The following is a 20,200-nucleotide window of genomic DNA, read 5'->3' on the forward strand; positions in this document are numbered from 1 at the left end:
TAAATTATCTTAATATGCTTCCTGCAATAACCATTTTTTGAACTTCTGAAGTTCCTTCGTATATTTCAGTTATTTTAGCATCTCTCATCATTCTTTCAACTGGGTATTCCTTAGTATATCCGTATCCACCAAATAATTGAACTGCCTTAGTTGTAACATCCATGGCTACTTCTGCAGCAAATAACTTAGCTCTTGCAGCATCTACTGAATAAGGTTTACCTTCTTCTTTTAAACAAGCTGCCTTATATACTAAAAATCTTGCAGCTTCTATTTTAGTATCCATTTCTGCTACCATCCATTGAAGTCCTTGGAATGCTGATAATGATCTACCAAATTGTTTTCTTTCTTTCATGTATGCAACTGCTTCTTCTAAAGCACCTTCTGCTATACCTAAGGCTTGAGCAGCAATACCTATTCTACCACCATCTAAAGTCTTCATAGCTATTCCAAATCCCTTTCCTTCTCTTCCAACTAAGTTTTCCTTTGGAACTACACAGTTTTCCATAATTAACTCAGTTGTTGATGAAGCTCTTATACCCATTTTTTCTTCTAATTTACCAATTGAAAAGCCTGGAAAATTCTTTTCAACTATAAATGCAGAAATACCTCTTGTTCCTTGACTTTTATCTGTCATGGCAAAGATTATAAAAGTATCTGCAACTCCTCCATTAGTTATAAAAATCTTACTTCCATTTAAAATATAGTTATCGCCATCTAATGTAGCAGTAGTTTGTTGACCAGCTGCATCAGTTCCTGCTCCTGGCTCAGTTAATCCAAAAGCTCCTAACTTTTCCCCTTTTGCAAGTGGAATTAAATATTTTTCTTTTTGTGCTTGTGTTCCAAATTGTTCTATTAAAGAAGCACATAAAGAAGTATGGGCTGAAACTATAACCCCTGTAGTAGCACAAACCTTTGATAATTCTTCAACAGCTAAAATATAAGATAAAGTATCTCCACCTGCGCCACCAAACTCTTTACTAAAAGGTATGCCCATCATTCCTAATTTGGCCATTTTTTTAACATTTTCCATTGGAAATCTTTCTGTTACATCTATTTCAGCCGCTATAGGTTTAACTTCATTTTGAGCAAATTCTTTAACCATTTGCTTAACTAATTCTTGTTCTCTTGTTAATTGAAAGTTCATTTTAATTACCCTCCTTAAATCCATACAACCATTTTAAAAATTATTTATTTTTAAAAGTTTTTTCTCTTCTCTCTAAAAAAGCACTCATTCCTTCTTTTTGGTCTTCTGTAGAGAAACATTTTCCGAAATCTCCAGCTTCTATAGCTACAGCTGAATCTATATCAACTTGAATACCTCTATTAATTGCATCTTTACATAACTTAACAGCTATTGGTGCATTATTAGCTATTTTTTTTGCTAAAGTCATTGCTTCCTCCATTAATTTTTCTGGTTCAACAACTTTATCTACTAACCCAATTCTTAAAGCTTCATCAGCTTTTATAATATCTCCTGTATAAATAAGTTCTTTAGCTTTGCCTTGTCCAACTATTCTTGGTAATCTTTGAGTTCCACCAAAACCTGGTGTTATACCTAAACCAACTTCTGGTTGAGCAAATTTAGCTTTTGAAGAAGCTATTCTTATATCACAAGACATAGAAATTTCACATCCACCACCTAAAGCAAAACCATTAATTGCTGCAATGACAGGCTTGTCTAAATTCTCTAATCTTCTAAATACCTTATTTCCTAATAATCCAAATTCTTTACCCTCTTCTTCATTTAAGTCTTTCATTTCTGCTATATCAGCACCTGCAACAAAAGCTTTATCTCCAGCGCCTGTTAAAATAACAACATACAAATCATCATCTTTTTCTATATTTTCTATAGCAGTATTTAAATCTTTTAGTGTCTCTGAGTTTAGTGCATTTAATGCTTTAGGTCTGTTAATTGTTAAAACTCCGATGTTTCCTTGCTTTTCAAAGATTACATTATTTAATTCCATTTTATTTCCTCCCTCATATACCATAGCGGATATACGGTTGTAAATGACTTTTAAAGTAATTTATAACAATATAACCATTATTATCCTAAACTTTCACATAATTAATTGTTAATTTTGTAACAAGCAAAGGCAAAAAAATAATTGAAGTACCCTGTACTTCAATTAAATTATAAAACTTAATAGTAAATTTTTCAATATATTTTTTTGAAAATCTAATACTAATTTTCCATTTTAAACAAATTTTTATAAAATAAATCCAATTTATTTTACGTCATTATGATTTAAAAGATACACTAAAGTCATCATACTTTCGCTTAAATGTACATTCTCAACTTTTACATTTTTAGGAACATTTAAGTCTAAAGGCGCAAAGTTCCATATACCTTTTATTCCACCTTCAACTAAGTCATTACATACCTTTTGTGCATTAGTTCTAGGAACACAAATTATTCCTATTTCTATATCATTTTCTTTCACGAAATCTTTTAAATTTTCAACATCCTGTATCTCAATATCTCTTATTTTTATGCCAAACATTCTTGGATTAGCATCAAAAATACCTTTTAATTTAAAGCCTAATTTATTAAAACTATTGTAATTTGCAATAGCCTGACCTATATTTCCCGCACCGATTATAACTGTATTATAATCTCTATTAAGGCCTAAAATATTTCCTATGTTATTATATAACTCCTTAACATTATAACCATAACCTTGTTGACCAAAATCACCAAAGCAGTTAAGGTCTTGTCTTATTTGAGAAGCTGTAAATCCTATTTTTTCACTTAATTCTTTTGAAGATATTCTATCAACATCATTTTCCATAAGCTCTTGTAAATATCTATGGTATTTAGGCAATCTTTTTACTACAGCCATAGATATGCCTTTTTTCTTTTCCATTTAAATAGCACCTCTTTCTAAAATTTTTATTTTTTTAAAAAGCAATTACTTTTTAGACTATATTCTAAAATCTAATGATAAAATTACAAAATTAACCTTATAAAATATTATCATACCCTAAAAAGTTTGTCTATATTTTAACATTCTTTTGGTTTTACTATGAAAAATATATGTATTTTTGTGTATTCTTTACAAATATTAGAAATTTTTATTTTCTTAATTAATATTATTAAAACTATGTAATCTATAACATATCTATACTTATCTAATAAATTTCTACAAAAAAAATAAGGCTTGCGTGGCTAAAACCCTACGTGCACACAAGCCTATTTAAACATTTCATAATGTTTAATATAAAAGTTTAAGGGAATTATTTACAATCTATACCCTATGCCTGAAAGTATTCTTACCATATTAAGATAGCAAAAAATTTAACCATTGTCAACAACATTAGACAAATTTCACGCTTATAAATTTTTACTCTTTAATATTCTACTTGAATTTAAAACAGCTATTAATGTTACACCTACATCTCCAAATACAGCTTCCCACATATTAGCCATTCCTAAAGCACCAAATATTAAAATTATAACCTTAATACCTAAAGCAAAAATTATATTTTGCCATACAATTGCATTTGTTCTTTTAGCTATTTTTATTGCCTTTATTATCTTACTTGGCTTATCATCCATTATAACTACATCTGCTGCTTCTATAGCTGCATCAGAACCAACACCACCCATAGCTATTCCTATATCAGCCCTAGCTAAAACAGGTGCATCATTTATTCCATCACCAACAAAGGCAATCTTTTTTCCTTTACTTTTATCTTTAAAAATATGTTCTAACTTTTCAACTTTATTTTGAGGAAGTAAACTGCAATAAGCTTTATCAATTCCTAGTTCTTTAGCTACACTATCTCCAACTTTTTCATTATCTCCAGTTAACATTATAGTTTGCTTTACTCCTATTTGCTTCAATCCACTTATAGCTTCTTTAGAATCATCCTTTACTTCATCTGAAATAACTATATATCCTAACTCAGTTTTTTCATTTGCTAAGTAAACAACAGTTCCTATTTCATCTATTTTAGATATTTTTATATTAAACATATCCATTAATTTTGAATTACCAGCTAAAAAGATATCATTGTTAATTTTAACCTTTATTCCTTTACCTGAAATCTCTTCATAATCTGAAATTAAAGATTTATCAACTTTTTCTTTTAGCTCACTAACTATAGACTTAGCAATAGGATGATTTGAATAATACTCTGCATAAGCTCCTAACTTTAATAATTCTTCATCCTTTAAATTGCTTGTACTTTGTACTTTATGAACCTTAAAAGTACCTTTTGTTAAAGTTCCTGTCTTATCAAAAACTATACTCTCTACATTATTTAAAGCTTCTAAGTAATTACTACCCTTTATTAATATACCATTTTTAGATGCTAAACCTATTCCAGCAAAATAACCAAGTGGTATAGATACAACTAATGCACAAGGGCAAGAAACAACTAAAAATATTAAAGCTCTTGAAATCCAAGGAGAAAAACTTTCTCCCATAACTAAAGGAGGTATTATGGCAAGAGCTAAAGCTGAAAATACTACAACTGGTGTATAATATCTTGCAAACTTCGTTATAAATTTCTCTGTTGGTGATTTTTTATTACCTGCATTTTCAACTAAATCTAATATCTTAGAAACTGTAGATTCACCAAAACTTTTTGTTACTTTTATTTTTAATAATCCACTTTTATTTATAGAACCTGCTAAAACTTCATCTTTTTTATCAACTTCCTTTGGAAGTGATTCTCCTGTTAAAGCTGAAACATCAAGAGTTCCTTCTCCTTCTAACACAATACCATCTAGAGGAATTTTTTCACCTGCTCTTACAATTATTGTTGAACCAACACTTACTTTATCTGGTGAAACTTTTTTCTCTTCTCCATTTTCACCTATTAAATTTGCAAAATCTGGTCTTATATTCATTAAATCAGATATAGATTTTCTTGATTTATTTACTGCATAATCTTGGAATAGTTCTCCTACTTCATAAAATAACATTACTGCTACACCCTCTGGGAACTCACCTATGGCAAAAGCCCCAATTGTAGCTATAGACATCAAGAAGTTTTCATCAAAAACTTGTCCTTTTAAAATGTTTTTACATGCTCTTAAAAGAACCTCTCCACCAGCTATAATATAAGCAATACCAAAAATAATAAACTCATAAGTTTTATCTAATTTAACTATCATTCCTATAATAAATAAAGCTAAGGCAATTGCAAGTCTTAATAATTCTTTTTTATCTATATTGCCAGCAATTGAATTATTACTTTCCTTCTTATGAGCATGACTATGACTACCTTCATGACAACATGAATCTTCACAAACATGACTATTATTTTTCATATCACTTTTATTTTTTAAAACTTTTACCTCTGGCTCTAAATCTAAAACTATTTTTTTTATCTTTTCTTCTAGTCCTTCCTTTGAAACACCTTCTTTTGGTGTTACAAGTAAAAGTTTTGTTGAAAAATTAAGTACAGCTTCTTTAACTTCTGGAAGTTTATTAACTTTATCCTCAATTTTCCCTGCACAGTTTGCACAATTTAATCCTTCTAAATAAAGTTTGATATCATTCATTTTAAATACCTCCTTTTCATTAAAATATAATTATTTTATTTTTTCTTTTGAATTATTCTAAAACATGATTTAATCCCTCATTAAATATATGTTTAACATGGTCATCTGCTAAAGAATAAAAAACTACTTTTCCATCTCTTCTAAACTTAACTAATCTAGCTTGTTTTAAAACTCTAAGCTGATGAGAAACAGCTGATTGACTTACTCCTAATAACTCAGCCATATCACATACACACATTTCTCCCTCAAAAAGAGCACATAATATTTTTATTCTTGTTGAATCACCAAAAACCTTAAATATTTCTGCCAATTCATAAAGCACTTCTTCTTTTGGTAAATGTTCCTTAACTTTACGTAGAATATCCTCATGGATATCAAGACAATTACAACTTTCTATTTTATTATTATTCATATACAAGACTCCTATTATTTTTATATATGAGCATCTGTTCATATGTTCATTTTTATTATATGTTAAATTACTAAAAAATGCAATAAAAAAAGACTATATTTTACATATAGTCTTTCACTTCTCTTTTTAAAAATATCTCTATTTCTTTTAAAATATCTTCTTCTCCTACAACAAGTAAGATATCATCTTGTTCAAAAATTATATATGGCCCTGGAGATATTATAAGATTTCCTTTTCTTCTTATAGCAACAATTGTAGCCTTTGTGTTTTGCCAAAATCTTGAATCCGAAATACTCTTTCCTATTAAAAAACATTCCTTTGGCAACTCTACTTCTATAGGAGTTAGTGGATTTGTATGTCTAAGCCTATTAGAATAATCTACTATTTTATCAATCATTTCTCCTATACTTTTTTCTATAGACTTTTTTTCTTCCATTAAAAAATCTATACTTTGTTTTAATGAAGCTACGCTTTCTATAGAATGAAACCTATTTATAAAATCATAAGCATTTTCCCTTGAAATGATAGTTATCCCACTACCCTTACTAGAAGATACTACTTTCATTTCCTCTAAAAGCTTAACAGCTTTTCTTACAGTTTCTGGAGATACATTATAACTACTTGCTAGGGTTGACCTTCCGTGTATCCTTTGCCCTACCTTTATATCATTATTATATATTCTTCCAGCTATATCTAAGGCTATTTGCTTATACATAGGCTCATTTACTTTAATCTCCATATTTATCCCTTTCTATAAAAAATGTTATATTATAATTTTAACATATTTTATTCATTAAAGGAATTTTTTGTATTAAGCTATTGCTGCTGAGTAAACTGCTTTAGTATTAGCAACTATGCTATCATTTATATATCTAACTACACTAATACAAGCAAAGTAAGCATATTTAAGGTCATTTTCATAACTCTCTCTTTTTCTATATAAGCTATGTGCCTCTTCTAAAAATGTTTCAACTGACATTTTTCCCCATATAGTAAAGTATTCCTTAGAAGGAATATATGTTTTAGCAAAGTTAGCTAATTCTTTTTCATACTTAACATGCTTATTCATGCTATGCTTAAATTCCCATCTTTCACTATGAGGAATACAGAAAAAATCACATACAAAATGGCATATAACTCCTAATTCTTGACTAAATCTACTTACTGAAAATTTCTTTTTAAAGTCTTCCATATTAAGAGAAGATAATTCTTTTATCTTATTAACAATCATATCAAAAGATTCATCTAAATAATGTTTTCTTAATTTATACTTTGAAACCATATCTGGCTTTACATTTCCATATATGAAGTTTTTATCACTTATTTTGAAATCTACCTCAACATCTTTTAATATATTTTGCGCAATAAGAATATGAGTGTTCATTAACATAATTTATTACCTCTAATCTTTTAAAAGTTTCTTATTAATATGATATTTCATCTCAATAAGAGTATATTACAAAAACATTTTTTATTTATTAAGTAATTATTAATTAATTATTAATTAATTTTTTATTAATATTATCATAATATTTTTTTCTAATTATACAAATTTACACAAAAAAATAAAAACTAGAAACAGATAATATCTATTTCTAGTATAAAATCTTAATAATTATATTGTCCTACATTTTCACAAAGTCTTATATCTAAAGTATCCTCTGAAAGAGTCTTCTTATAAGAACATAAAAATTCATTTAACTCAGTATCTTGAAGGTCTATATTCTTAGGACTAGTTATAAGAACTTTATTTCCTTCTAATATTAATTCTATATCATTTTTATCATTTCTTATAAAATATGTAGTAACGCTTGAAGTCTTTACTTTTCCTTTATACTTTTCTTGAAAACTTAAAGTTTTTCTTAAGCTTTCATAATCCCCATTTTTTATACCTAAACTACTCATATCTATTCCTAGATTTTTCATTTGTCCTTCAATATCACCCATGTCAAAGCCATACCTTTTTAACATTTCTGTTTGGATATTTAAAAACTTTTCTTGAGAAATATTATTTTCGTTCATATATTTAGTTATCTCTCTTGAAAGGTCTATCATGCTCATCTTACCTTGAGCTACTGAATAATATAAATCATAAATATATGATTCAAACTTATCTATATCTTTATCTCTTGCCTTGTTTTTTAATTCATTAAAATCTACAATTCTATCACTCATAAAACAATACCTCCGTAAAGTTCAAACTTATATTATTACTATAATAACACAAAAATTTATTATTAACATATTATAATGGTTAATTTTACTTATATTTATGTGAAATTTATTTTAAAGAAAATAATTATATAAAAAAATTCTGTATGATAAAACATACAGAATTTTTATAGAATTAACCCTTATAAATAATCTTTAAATTCCTTCTTACTATTAATAGAATTCAATAAATGCTTAATCTCTTGATCTCTTCCTTTATCCATAACTAAAATAACATCTCCAGCATCTACTAAAACCAAATTTTTTATTCCAAAACCTATTATCAATTTTTCCTTACCAAATATAGAACAATTCTCACATTCTTCTAAAAAAACATTTTCTGAACTTCTATTAGTTCCCTTAGGCTCTAAAAATCTTCCTAGAGCTGAAAAAGTTCCTATATCATCCCAAGAAAAATCACATTTTATTACAAAGGATCTTCTTGTTTTTTGCATAACACCAAAATCGATAGATATCCCATCTATTAATGCATATTGATTTTTTATTACCTCTTCTTCATCCTCTTCTCCAATGTGTTGATATATCTCCATTAAATTCTTATACATTCTAGGAATATATTTTTCAATCTCTCTTAATATAACATCAGTACTCTTAATAAAAGTGCAATGCAACAACCGATAATTGGAAACATAGAATTTAACTTATATCAAGAGAAATTAAAGCAATCAATGAAAGAAAAATATTATAAACTTGTAACTGATTATAATATTAGCGAAGAAGAATATATGGAAAATATAGATATATTTATATATGTTCATTATCCATTTACTCTAGATGAGGGATATCTTTCTCCTAAACATTTTAAAACTTTTTGTGGGCTATTTATGATTCCTTACACACTAATAGCAGATGAATATTATTTATTTGTTTTAGGTGACTATGCAAATGATATTTTAAACATACGAAAAGCTTTCAAGTACACTCAAAAAGATTTGGCAAAAAAACTTAATATTAGTCCTGTTGATATTTATAAGTTCGAATCTTACTTAAAATATCCCACAAGATTACAATATAGAAAAATAAGCAAAATAATATAGAAAGCTAGTGGCAAATGCCACTAGCTTTTATAATCTTTTCATCAATAAAATCTAAATTTAATAGATAATATTTTTATTTTAAATTTAGGTAATTAAATGGTTGTAGTATACTGCATCCACTTAATTGCCTAATAAATTTAACTTTTCTTATAAATTATCTCACACTTTTTTTCAAATCATCAAAAGTTAAATTATTTATATCTTCTTTATTTTTTACGACACCAATAAAATTTATATTTTCCATTAAAGATGTATTAAAGCCTTTCCTGTAAAACCTTAGTCTATCTCTTTCCAATATTGGAGTTGGTGCAGTTTTACCTACTCCATCTAATATTAAAATCATATTTTTATTTAATTCACTAACTACATTTATGAATTGACATAATTCACCTATATGCACCTTTCTATCTCCAGTTTTTGAATGTTCTATCTATATAGCTTCATCATTATTTTTAAAATATAAATCTGGATTATAAAACTTGCTATTAAATTTTTCTTTTTTAAAATCGCTTATATCAAATTTTTCTTTGAATTCATTTAGTTTCTCCCATTAAATATCCATTCGTATTCCATAATCTCTAAGCCACTCTTTTCTAACTTCATAATCACTCATTACTGAAGATAATAATTGCCAAAATTCATGAGAATGGTTCATATAATACATATGACACATTTCATGAACAATTATATAGTCTAGAGCTGTTGATTTAGCCATTACACATCTCCAGTTAAATAGTAATTCGTCTTTACTTGTACAACTAGCCCATCTTTTCTTTTGTTCTTTAACTTTTATATCTGTTGGTTTCTTATTAAAAAATTTTTGATAGTATTTTATTCTTTTGGCAACTTGTTCTTCAGTTTTTTCTCTATACCATTCTTCCATAGCCTTTTTTATTATTTCATCATTTTTTTCCTTTACGTAAACATGAAACTTTCCCCTAAATAATTTTACAAATGAATTATTCTGTAAAGTTTCATCTACATGAATTTGTAATGAATAGTTTCTTCCTAGGTACATGAATGATTCGCCATTAACGAATTCTCTTTTAACTTTCTTCTCTTCTATATGTCTAAATTCAAAAAGCTTTTGTACTATCCAAGCTCCTTTTGACTTAACTATTTCCTTAATTTCATCTTCAGAAGTATTCATAGGAGCAACTACTAAAATATTTTTAGGTGGCTCTACAGAAATACTTATCGTTCTTCTATCTCTAAATTCAATTCTGAATTCTATTTCTTTTGTTCCAAATTGTATTTTACTTTTCATATTCTACCTCAGATTTTAATCATTCTGCTTAGAATTATATATAATTAAACTACTTCAAAATGTATCTTAGCTAAGTTTAGAAGTGGTTCCATTATTTTTTCTCTAACATCCCTAGGAATTTTTTTAGCATACTTTTTGATTAGCATAAGCTTTATTCCTCTCTCAACATCATTAGTTTTTGAAGGATTAGTAACCCAGTCAATTCCACTGACATCTTCAACTACAGTTCTAACATCTTTGGCTATTTGTTTAGAAAGTTCTACTGTTTCATCAGATATGTAGCAAGCTTTTTCTTCCTTAGCTATGAATTCTTCGCCACCATCTTCTAAGTATTTTTTTACTACTTTAAAGAACGCAAACTCTTTCTCATCTAGTCCTAAATCACTAGCCTCATTAGCAGCTCCATCTTCAACCTCAGTCTTAATAAACTCATATAATCTTCTTTTTCTTTCAATCCAATCGTTTTTTGTTTCATCTAATATCTTTTGAAGTCTCTCCAATAGTGAAGCATAATAAACTGGATTTTCTTTTCCTCTAATATTTATTGTATGCTTAATTGCATGTTCCATAGCAGATGCTTGAGCCTCATCTGATTTTAGAGTGTTTATCTTACCTTTAAAATCTTTTTCAAATAATGTTATTGGTTCAATCCAACTTCTAACTCCTAGTGATTTTAAATGAGTTTCTATTATTTCTCTAACCTTTTCTCCACAATCAGCAATATCTATGGATTCACTTGGACTAAACTTAGCTTTAGCAGCCGCTCTAATATATGATAGCCATTTCAAATCATTTAATATTTCTGTATCAACATGTGATGGTAAAAGACTTTCAACTGCCCCCGAGAATTTCCTATACATTAATTCAAATTCAGCTCTTTTATCTTCTGGCTCAATTTTATTAACAAGAGCATCTAAATTATTTTTATCCACACCTCTAAACATAGACATTATAGATTCTCTATAAGCTAACATTTCATTATATAAATCATCTAAAGATTCCATAGGTTTACCTAATTCTTCTTTATCAAATATAGCTAAAGCATCCTCTAAGTAATTTGAAATTCCATAATAATCTACTATGTATCCACATTGCTTTGTAATATTTTCTTTTACTATTTCTCCATTTTCAAGTTGTCTCTCAACTTCTCTTGTTGATGTTCTATTAACCCTTGCAATAGCTTGAAGTAAAGTATGTTCTTTTAGTGGTCTATCAAGATACATAACCTGTTCAATAGGTGCATCAAATCCTGTTAATAACATATCTTTAACTATTAAAAATGTTAACTTGTCCTTATTTATAGGTTTCTTAAATCTTTTTATTAACTTTTCTTGCTCTGATTTTGTAGTAAAATGCTTTTTTAAGTGAGGTTTATCATTATTATCTCCTGAGAATATTACTTGAGCTTCAAATCCTTCACCTAATATTTCTTTCATATGTCTATTTAAAGCATCATAATATTTTGCACAAGCTTCTCTTGATACACATACAATCTGTGCTTTAAATCCATTAGGAAGTATTTGTTCTTTATAGTGTTTTAATAAATCTTTAGCAATTTCATCAATTCTATCTTCTGATTCAACAACAGTTTTTTTATTAGCATATTTTTGTTTAATAGCTTCTTTTTCTTCATCAGTTCTATCAGAAAAAGCTTCATCAAATAATTCTTCTAAAGATTCTCCTATTACCTGTAAGTCTGGTCTCCTACCTTCATAAACAATCTTAACAGTAGCACCATCATCTACGGCTTGTTTAATAGAATATTTATCTATATATCCTCCAAAAGTTCTTGGTGTTGATTTATCTTCTTTATCTATTGGAGTACCTGTAAATCCAATAAAAACAGCATTAGGTAATGCCTTTCTCATATTAGCTGCTGTGTCCTTATATTGACTTCTATGAGCCTCATCAGCCAATACAATAATATTTTGTTTTGTACTTAAAACAGGGTACTCAACAGCATATTTTTGAGTTAATTTTTCTCCATCAAGCATAACTTCCTTTTCTTCAGTTTCACTTTGAAATTTCTGAATAGTAGTCATTATAATTTGTGGTTGAGGATTTGATAATAATTTTTTCATTTTATCAATAGTATCAGCTCTAACAGGAGTAGTTATTTTACCTAAAGTTCTTTCAAAAGTTCCTGCTATTTGCTTATCAAGGTCAATTCTATCTGTCACTACAACTATTGTAGAATCTGTTAATCCTTGTGTTCTCTTAATTTTTCTAGCTAAGAAAACCATAGTTAAAGATTTACCTGACCCCTGAGTATGCCAAACAACACCACCTCTTGAAATCTTATCTTTTCCATTTTTAATTTTTTTAATAGCTTTGTTTACAGCTCTAAATTGTTGATATCTACAAACCTTTTTAATTACAACTCCATCTTCTGCCTCAAAAACTATAAAATTTCTCATCAAATCTAAAAGATTTTTCTTTTCTAAAAATCCTTGTAAGAATATATTTTGTCCACAATTTTTATAATCTTCAACTTCTTCAAGTTTAAATGGATATGGGTCTTTCCATTCTAAATAGTAATTATAACTTGAACTTATAGTGCCAACATAAGAATTATATCTATTTAAAATTCCAGTAAAAAAGTTAGTATAGAATAGTTTTGGAGCTCCTTCTCCTAAAGACTCATCTCTAGCATTCATATATCTTCTTAACTGTTCATAAGCTTGTTTCTTTCCAATACATTCATTATTTCCCTTTTCTAAAAAAGGAGATTTAGCTTCTAAAACAACTACTGGAATACCATTAATAAAAATAACTATGTCAGGAAATATAGACTTTCCAGAAAGAGTTTGAACTTCAAACTGTCTAACAACTAAAAAATCATTATTATCAACATCATCCCAATCTATAAAATGAACTGTCTGTGGCTTTTTCTGTCCATTCCCAAACAAATCCTGTTCAACAGTAAAAGTTAAATCTACTAATGAATCATATATCTTTTCATTTACCTCTAACAAACCACTTCCTAGATTATCAGACCTAGAAATATATCTAATCGCTCTATCTAAATTTTCTTCATTCATCCATGGATTAATTCTTTTTAAAGATTCTCTTAGTCTATCTATCAAAACAACATCAGATAAAGAATCTCTCTCCCCGCTTTCAGGAGTTAAATTTTTGCCATGAATAAAAGAATATCCTAAATTCTTCTCTAAATAATTAACTGCTGGTAATTCAACCAAAGTTTCTTCATTACCTAAGTATGACATTTTTATCCCCCTTTAGTATTAATAACAACTTTATTATACACTATTTTACATTTAATAAATTCTTTGCATAGCAAAAAGCCATAGATTTATCCATGACTTTTTTGCTTAATTACCTTTTAGACTTAGAAAATTTAAATACCTGTTGTACTATAACTACTAAAATACCTGAAAGCCCTACATTCCAAAATCTATCTCTCCACACAGTTAAATCTCCATTGTTAACATCTATATACTCACATATTTTAAATATAAAGAATAAAATCCCCACTCCCAAAATTAAACTTAATATATTCCATATATTTATATATGATTTAAATGATTCAAATTTCCTTTTTAATATCTTTTTCTTATAGTTTTTAAATTCTAAACTACTATTCATTTTTTCTCTTATTTTAACTATATCTTTCTTCCAATCTTCATTTATAACTTTTAATTCATCATCGCTTAACTTTATTCCTAATGTTGACATTTTATCAAGATGACCATTTTGTGTTGCATTGTTTGAATTAATAGGAGTTTCTAAATTATAGAATATTACTGATACAATAGTGTCATTTATATCTATTTTTAATGGATAATCAGAAACGTTATGAATTGCAATAAGAGAATGTCCACAAAAATTAGGACCAACCATAGTTCCAATATGTCCAATTCCTAACGATACAATTCCTACTTTAGAATGATAAGTTCCTCCTATATATTTATCAATTCCAATAACTTCTTTCGTTTCAATCAACGTTGTAGATGAAGGTAATAATATTATGTATTCTTTTTTACCTATTCGTTTTACAGAATTTTTACCTATATATATTTATCTCTCTCAAATTATTATTTTTATCTTCATTATAAAGATTTCCTTCTTTATCATAAAAAAACTTTTCCCTTTTTCATTGACCAAGCATATTTACTGGCACTTAAGTTTATAGAATTTTCTTTTAAATTATTTTCATTAAAAGGATATATATTTATTCCTTTGCCTAACTCTTTATCAATATCTAAACCACTAAACATTCTATTCTCATATACCCCCACAATATAATAATTCTATATAGGACTATTTTCCTTTAAAAAACATCTCCAATTCCTTATCATATAAAGTCTCTGATAAACTATTTAAATCTTGATATATAAAATATTTATTTATTCCACAAGTATTTAACTCATCTCTAATTTTTTTAACATACTTATATGGTATACATAATTTATGTATTTCTCTTCTTATAACGTCATAAAAATCTAATGGTGCACAACAAATACCATGTAACGTAAAACATCCTGATTGAAATTTTATTCTCTTATCTATTTCATTGCAATTTATACAAATTGGAAAATCATTTGTTGCAGTGTTTGATATACCTGAAATTACCTTGCGCTCCCCATATTTAGAAGAATTTAAAAAATACTCCATCTCATCTTCAACGACTTTATTTCCTTTAGTATAAATTACTTCATCAATTCCAATAGTATTTTTATTAATTAAGTTAGGACTCATTATATATACAACAGCTGAATTTTCCAATTCAATTTCTGAAAATTCAGTGACTGATTCATATTGATAGTCATTAAATTCATTAATTTTTAGTTTTTTATTATATATTTCTTCAAAAGACATATTCTCAATATCATCAATGTCAACCTCTTCCCATTTAATTAAATCAACAATATCATTTTTACTTATACTTTTACTTTTTCGCAAGCATTCCTCACTAGGTAGTGAGAAATATAGTCCTACTAAAGCGTTTGTTGTCCAATCTAATAATTTAGTTGGAAGCCCATAATGTTGTGCAATTATACACCATTCTATTAAACTATTTGGCTTGTAGTCTAAATTATCTATCGCTTTTCTTTTAAAATCATTAAGCATATCATTTAATGGAAGTATTTCTATATCTTCTCCTTCCCTCATATATTGACAAGGAGTCAACTTTTTTATAGTTCTTAATCCTTTAGGTAATAATTCATAATTCCATTTTTCTTGCCCTCTAAACCATACTTCATATCTTGGATTCTTTTCTTGAATCTCATTAGTTAATTCTTTTACTACTTCGATATACTCACTAAGACTTCGTATTATATATTCTTTTCCCATAATCTCTCCTACTCTCAACTATATTACTCTAATATTTCCAGTTAGAAGTTGTTGCATTAATCCATTTCTTAGAATTTCTAATTTTTTTTTCTTGTTTAACTGCTTTTCTATATTATCATCTACCTTTGATAATATTTTAGCCACTTTATTTTGTTCTTTTAACTCAGGTATTTGAATTAAAAACTCACCAAATGTAGATTTATTTATTATAGGCACTGCTTGATTAGAAATATAATTAGAATATTTACTAAAATTATAGTCTATTGCATAATATATAAATTCACTATCCACATCTTCATTACATATTATTGAATTTATTTGTTGATTTGTACTTAATTCATTAGTAGCTATCCCAATCTTCCCAATAGTTGAACCTATACATGTTACTAATACTGCTCCACTAGGTAACTTTCTAGCTTTATCAAATCCTTTTTTAGATAACATTTTATTTGTATTTTTTATATATTTACTATTCCCCATATCAAATGGTGATACCCACAAAAACTCATCACCATAATTATCTTTTTCTGTTGTTTTTGGGGTATTCCCTGTTATAACTTTCCCTATTTCATCTATTTTCTTTAACCTCCACTTCTTAGGAATTATACCCAATTCTGTTTTCTTAAATTCTGTATGCCCAATTCCTTTTGTTAGTAATTGTTGCATTAATCCTTTTTTAAGGTCTTCATTTTTTTGTATTAATTTTTCTGTATTATCTATTTGTTCATCTACAGTTGAAAGTATTTCTGCTATTTTTTCCTGTTCTCTTAATGATGGAGTAATTACTTTTATGTTATTTAAATTATTAACACTAAGACTAGGAACACCTGTAGCCTCATTATATTTTTTTAAATCTATATTATTTAGATAATAATATATCCACTTTACATTATTCTCATTATTTATTTTAGTATAAAATAAAGTATCTACAGTCCAAAAAGGCTCTTCTATATACATGGGTTTATCAATAGTACCTTTTCTCCCTATTAATACAGATGGCTTATTCCACAAATATTCATTTGTATATCCTATTACACCACCAGTACCTAGAATTTTATATATACCATTCTCATTTTCTACTTCTTTTTGAGATTTACCATAACAAACTTCTAATATATTTTTCAATTTATTAACTTTCCATCCACTAGGTATCTCTCCTAACTCAGTCATTTTATATCCTTCTCTTACTTCTTTTTTCACTTACTAACTCACCACCTTATAGAATATCAAAGCCTAATTCTTTTAGGTATCCATTAAGTTTCTCTTTTGTTTTCTCTTCTTCTTTTTCTAATTCTTTTATTTCATTTATTACTTTTTGTATGTCTACTAGTTCTTCTTCTTCAGTTGTATCTACATATCTACTTATGTTTAAATTATAGTCATTTTCTTTTATTGTTTCTAAATCTATTACATTTGCATATTTTTCTACATCTTCAAAGTTATCAAAGGCAGTTATTATTTTTTCTATATCTTCTTTTCTTAATTTATTTTTATTTCCTTCTTTTACAAAATCATTACTTCCATCTATAAATAATATTTTATTTTTTCTTTCTTCTGATTTTGCCTTATTAAGTACTAATATTGCTGCTGGTATTCCAGTTCCATAGAATAAGTTTTGTGGAAGTCCTATTACTGCTTCTATTAAATCATCTTCTATGAATCCTTTTCTTATCTTTCCTTCAGCTGACCCTCTAAATAAAACTCCATGAGGAACTACTGATGCCATTTTACCTTTCATATTTAAACTTGCTAACATGTGTTCAACAAAAGCTAAATCTCCATATGACTTTGGTGGAATTCCATAAGTAAATCTATGAAAAGCATCATGTGAAGCTTCTTCTACTCCCCAATTTTTAAGTGAGAATGGTGGGTTTGCTAATACCTTATCAAATACCTTTAATGCTCCACCTTCTGTATGTTTTGGTTCTCTTATAGTATCACCTTTTTGAATATCTGCTCCCTTTGCCCCATGGAATAACATATTTATTTTACAAATTGCCCAAGTTGAAAGGTTTATTTCTTGACCAAATAAACTTAAATTCTTAGGATTTCCACCATGCTTTTTAACATACTCTATACTTTGAATAAGCATACCACCTGAACCACAAGTTGGGTCATATATTCTATCTCCTTCTTGTGGTTTTAAAATATTTGTAATAACCTTAACAACTTCAGTAGGAGTATAGAATTCTCCCCCTTTTTTACCACCTTGGTCGGCAAATTGTTTTATTAAATACTGATAAGCATCCCCTAGAATATCTTCTGATTCTAAGTTTGAGTTTGCTAAGTTTATTGTGCTAAATAAAACTAAAAGTTGTGCTAATTTTTTATCTGGTACTTTTTCCTTATCATTATAGTTAGTTGTGCTTAAAACTCCCACAAGTTCTGAGTTTTTAGGTTCATCTTCTAAAGCTTTAAATGCTTTATCTAATTCTGGTCCTATATTTAAAGTTAAATTTCTAAGTTTCTCCCATCTTGCTTGCTCTGGAACAAAGAAAGTCTCATAAATACTAGGGTCTTCTAAAAGTTCTATTACTTCCTCTTTATCTAATCCATCTTCTAAAAACTCTTTTCTTCTCTCTTCTCTTTCCTCATCAAACTCATCATTTAATCTTTTTAAAAATAACATTCCAAATATATAATCTTTGTACTCAGCAGCTGATAATTCTCCTCTAAGAATATCAGCACATTGCCAAAGTGTTGATTCTAATTCTTGTAGTGTAAGCTTTGCCATAAATTAATCTCCTTTATTTTTAATCTTATATTAATTTTATCATAATAATATTAAATATTGTTTTAATAGACATAACAAGTTTAAACATTTATGTTTTTATATACTATTTACTAAAAACTAAACATATATATTATAGATATTACTATTATAAAGGAAAGTTTAATGAGTAAAAATCCCTATCTTGATTCAGTAATAAAATATTTAAAAGACAAAAAGTTTTCAGAAATTATTAATTTAAAACAAAATGAAATAAACAAATTTATTAGAGAAAATAAATCTGATATTATTTCATCTTTAAATTTATCTGAAGATAACTTTAACTCTTGTAAAAACTATATATCTGTTTACTTAAAAGCCATAATAATTATAAATTTTCTTTCAAATGAGAAAGTTAATATATATAATAAATTGTTACAATGTAAAGACATTAAAGAAGTAAACTATTTATTAAGAGATGAAGAAAACCTACCTTTCTATATTTCTAATAATATTTCTGCGCAAATTAGAAAAGAAATTCATTCAATAAAAGAATTAAAAACACCAAACATTTATACTAAAGCAAACTTAGAAGAAATAAAAATTGAACAAACTACTCTTGAAACTTTTAAAGAAAAGAAAAAGCTTAATATCGGTTCACTCATAAATTTAATAAAAAATGATAACTCTCTAAATAAAAAATTAAATAATTGTACTGACAAAGAAATTTACCCTTTAATAAAAGAAAATTTCAATGAAACTTATGAAATTTCTGATAAATTAATTGATGAATATATTGATATTAAAAATTCTTCTGAATCTATAGAAATCGATGAAACTATCAATATTGATAAAGTTAATTTAATTAACAAGGAGCTTACAGACCGATTATCTATTCTTCAAGAAAACTTTAATAAAGTCTCCTTAGAAAATCAAAACCTACTTAATGAAAGAGAATATTTTATTGCTGAAATAGAACGTCTTAATAAGGATATAGATAAATATAAAAACAATATAGAAAGTAAAAAAGTTGAAAACTTAGTTTCAATGAAATTAAACACTTTTAATTCTTTATTAAATAGCAATTCTAATGAAAGACAAGTAACTATAAAGGATTCCATCTTAGTTAACATATCTAAGTTTATTGATAAACATAATCTAATTAATACCGAAAATTTAATATCACAAAATCGTGATTTATATTCAGAAATAGTTCAAATATGCTTATTATCTTTTATACATGAAAATTTGCTTTTTTAAGTTATAAAACTTATAATACTTGTCCATAATATGGATATATATATATGTTATGGGGAGTGTATTTAATGAATAAATTAATAAATAATGCTGGAAATCTAATAAGGTCAAAACGTAAAGAAAAAGGCTATTCCACTCAAGAATTAGCCAATATATTAAATGTATCACCTGGATTAATAAATAATATAGAAAATGGTAAGACCGACACATTTAACTTAGAATTACTTCATAAAATTAGCGATACTTTAAATATATCATCTTCTCAGATTGTTTCTGATAATATTAAGGATATAAATTTAGAAAACATATCTATCTCTAAATCTTTTATACCTTTATTAAAATCATTGAATATAATAGCAAATAATCCCAATTGGAATCAGCTCAAAATCCAATTATTATTAGATAAACTTATTAATGACATAAATTTTTATAATAAAATAAATTCAAATTAAGT

At 27.0% G+C, this 20,200-nt stretch carries 19 protein-coding genes and 1 pseudogene; 3 read left to right on the forward strand and 17 right to left on the reverse strand.

The annotated features are described in order from the left end of the window. Positions 1–4: 4 nt before the first annotated feature. The 9 genes and pseudogenes from AC4FRL_RS08475 to AC4FRL_RS08515 all read right to left on the reverse strand — a co-directional run. Entirely contained in the window at positions 5–1,144 is a 1,140-nt protein-coding gene (locus tag AC4FRL_RS08475) for an acyl-CoA dehydrogenase (RefSeq protein ID WP_491139802.1), read from the reverse strand. A gap of 40 nt (positions 1,145–1,184) precedes the next feature. Further along, complete coding sequence (locus tag AC4FRL_RS08480; RefSeq protein WP_491139803.1) at positions 1,185–1,967, reverse strand: short-chain-enoyl-CoA hydratase; 783 nt, start codon at positions 1,965–1,967, stop codon at positions 1,185–1,187. A 261-nt stretch (positions 1,968–2,228) separates the two neighbouring features. Next, the gene (locus AC4FRL_RS08485; protein ID WP_491139804.1) at positions 2,229–2,867 is read right to left on the reverse strand and encodes a redox-sensing transcriptional repressor Rex; all 639 of its coding nucleotides are present in this window, start codon (positions 2,865–2,867) and stop codon (positions 2,229–2,231) included. A gap of 467 nt (positions 2,868–3,334) precedes the next feature. Further along, entirely contained in the window at positions 3,335–5,515 is a 2,181-nt protein-coding gene (locus AC4FRL_RS08490; RefSeq protein ID WP_491139805.1) for a heavy metal translocating P-type ATPase, read from the reverse strand. 52 nt (positions 5,516–5,567) lie between these two features. Beyond that, positions 5,568–5,927 (reverse strand): ArsR/SmtB family transcription factor, encoded by a 360-nt coding sequence (locus AC4FRL_RS08495; protein WP_491139806.1) that lies wholly within the window; start codon positions 5,925–5,927, stop codon positions 5,568–5,570. Positions 5,928–6,027: 100 nt separating this feature from the next. Further along, positions 6,028–6,666, reverse strand: a complete 639-nt coding sequence (locus tag AC4FRL_RS08500) for a cation:proton antiporter regulatory subunit (protein ID WP_491139807.1) — start codon at positions 6,664–6,666, stop codon at positions 6,028–6,030. 72 nt (positions 6,667–6,738) lie between these two features. Beyond that, on the reverse strand, positions 6,739–7,317 hold the full coding sequence (locus AC4FRL_RS08505; protein WP_491139808.1) for a zinc dependent phospholipase C family protein: 579 nt from the start codon (positions 7,315–7,317) through the stop codon (positions 6,739–6,741). Positions 7,318–7,535: 218 nt separating this feature from the next. Then, positions 7,536–8,102: a DUF3867 domain-containing protein gene (locus AC4FRL_RS08510; RefSeq protein ID WP_491139809.1), complete on the reverse strand. Its 567-nt coding sequence runs from the start codon at positions 8,100–8,102 to the stop codon at positions 7,536–7,538. 179 nt (positions 8,103–8,281) lie between these two features. After that, positions 8,282–8,758 (reverse strand): annotated as a pseudogene (locus AC4FRL_RS08515) (mannose-1-phosphate guanylyltransferase); the annotation flags it as partial. Positions 8,759–8,764: 6 nt separating this feature from the next. Between AC4FRL_RS08515 and AC4FRL_RS08520 the strand changes: the two are divergent. Further along, entirely contained in the window at positions 8,765–9,196 is a 432-nt protein-coding gene (locus AC4FRL_RS08520) for a helix-turn-helix domain-containing protein (protein WP_491139810.1), read from the forward strand. 154 nt (positions 9,197–9,350) lie between these two features. Here the strand turns inward: AC4FRL_RS08520 and AC4FRL_RS08525 are convergent, their stop codons facing one another. From AC4FRL_RS08525 to AC4FRL_RS08560, 8 genes are all read right to left on the reverse strand, one after another. Then, positions 9,351–9,596: a hypothetical protein gene (locus tag AC4FRL_RS08525; protein ID WP_491139811.1), complete on the reverse strand. Its 246-nt coding sequence runs from the start codon at positions 9,594–9,596 to the stop codon at positions 9,351–9,353. Between the two features lie 150 nt (positions 9,597–9,746). Next, a complete protein-coding gene (locus AC4FRL_RS08530) occupies positions 9,747–10,463 on the reverse strand; it encodes a M48 family metallopeptidase (RefSeq protein ID WP_491139812.1) in 717 nt (238 codons plus the stop codon). Between the two features lie 44 nt (positions 10,464–10,507). Further along, positions 10,508–13,690, reverse strand: coding sequence for a type I restriction endonuclease subunit R (locus AC4FRL_RS08535; protein ID WP_491139814.1), 3,183 nt, complete (start codon positions 13,688–13,690; stop codon positions 10,508–10,510). Positions 13,691–13,799: 109 nt separating this feature from the next. Next, entirely contained in the window at positions 13,800–14,426 is a 627-nt protein-coding gene (locus AC4FRL_RS08540; RefSeq protein ID WP_491139815.1) for a dCTP deaminase/dUTPase family protein, read from the reverse strand. Positions 14,427–14,554: 128 nt separating this feature from the next. Next, entirely contained in the window at positions 14,555–14,701 is a 147-nt protein-coding gene (locus AC4FRL_RS08545; protein ID WP_491139816.1) for a hypothetical protein, read from the reverse strand. A gap of 43 nt (positions 14,702–14,744) precedes the next feature. Next, positions 14,745–15,779: an FRG domain-containing protein gene (locus AC4FRL_RS08550; RefSeq protein WP_491139817.1), complete on the reverse strand. Its 1,035-nt coding sequence runs from the start codon at positions 15,777–15,779 to the stop codon at positions 14,745–14,747. Between the two features lie 18 nt (positions 15,780–15,797). Continuing rightward, a complete protein-coding gene (locus AC4FRL_RS08555) occupies positions 15,798–16,979 on the reverse strand; it encodes a restriction endonuclease subunit S (protein WP_491139818.1) in 1,182 nt (393 codons plus the stop codon). A gap of 16 nt (positions 16,980–16,995) precedes the next feature. Continuing rightward, positions 16,996–18,513, reverse strand: a complete 1,518-nt coding sequence (locus tag AC4FRL_RS08560) for a type I restriction-modification system subunit M (RefSeq protein WP_491139819.1) — start codon at positions 18,511–18,513, stop codon at positions 16,996–16,998. 162 nt (positions 18,514–18,675) lie between these two features. Between AC4FRL_RS08560 and AC4FRL_RS08565 the strand changes: the two genes are divergently transcribed. Together AC4FRL_RS08565 and AC4FRL_RS08570 are read left to right on the forward strand one after the other, a co-directional pair. Next, positions 18,676–19,749, forward strand: a complete 1,074-nt coding sequence (locus tag AC4FRL_RS08565) for a hypothetical protein (protein WP_491139820.1) — start codon at positions 18,676–18,678, stop codon at positions 19,747–19,749. A 65-nt stretch (positions 19,750–19,814) separates the two neighbouring features. Next, entirely contained in the window at positions 19,815–20,198 is a 384-nt protein-coding gene (locus AC4FRL_RS08570; RefSeq protein ID WP_491139821.1) for a helix-turn-helix domain-containing protein, read from the forward strand. The last annotated feature ends 2 nt before the right edge of the window (positions 20,199–20,200 follow it).

This window comes from Clostridium sp. TJA032, from assembly GCF_058310275.1.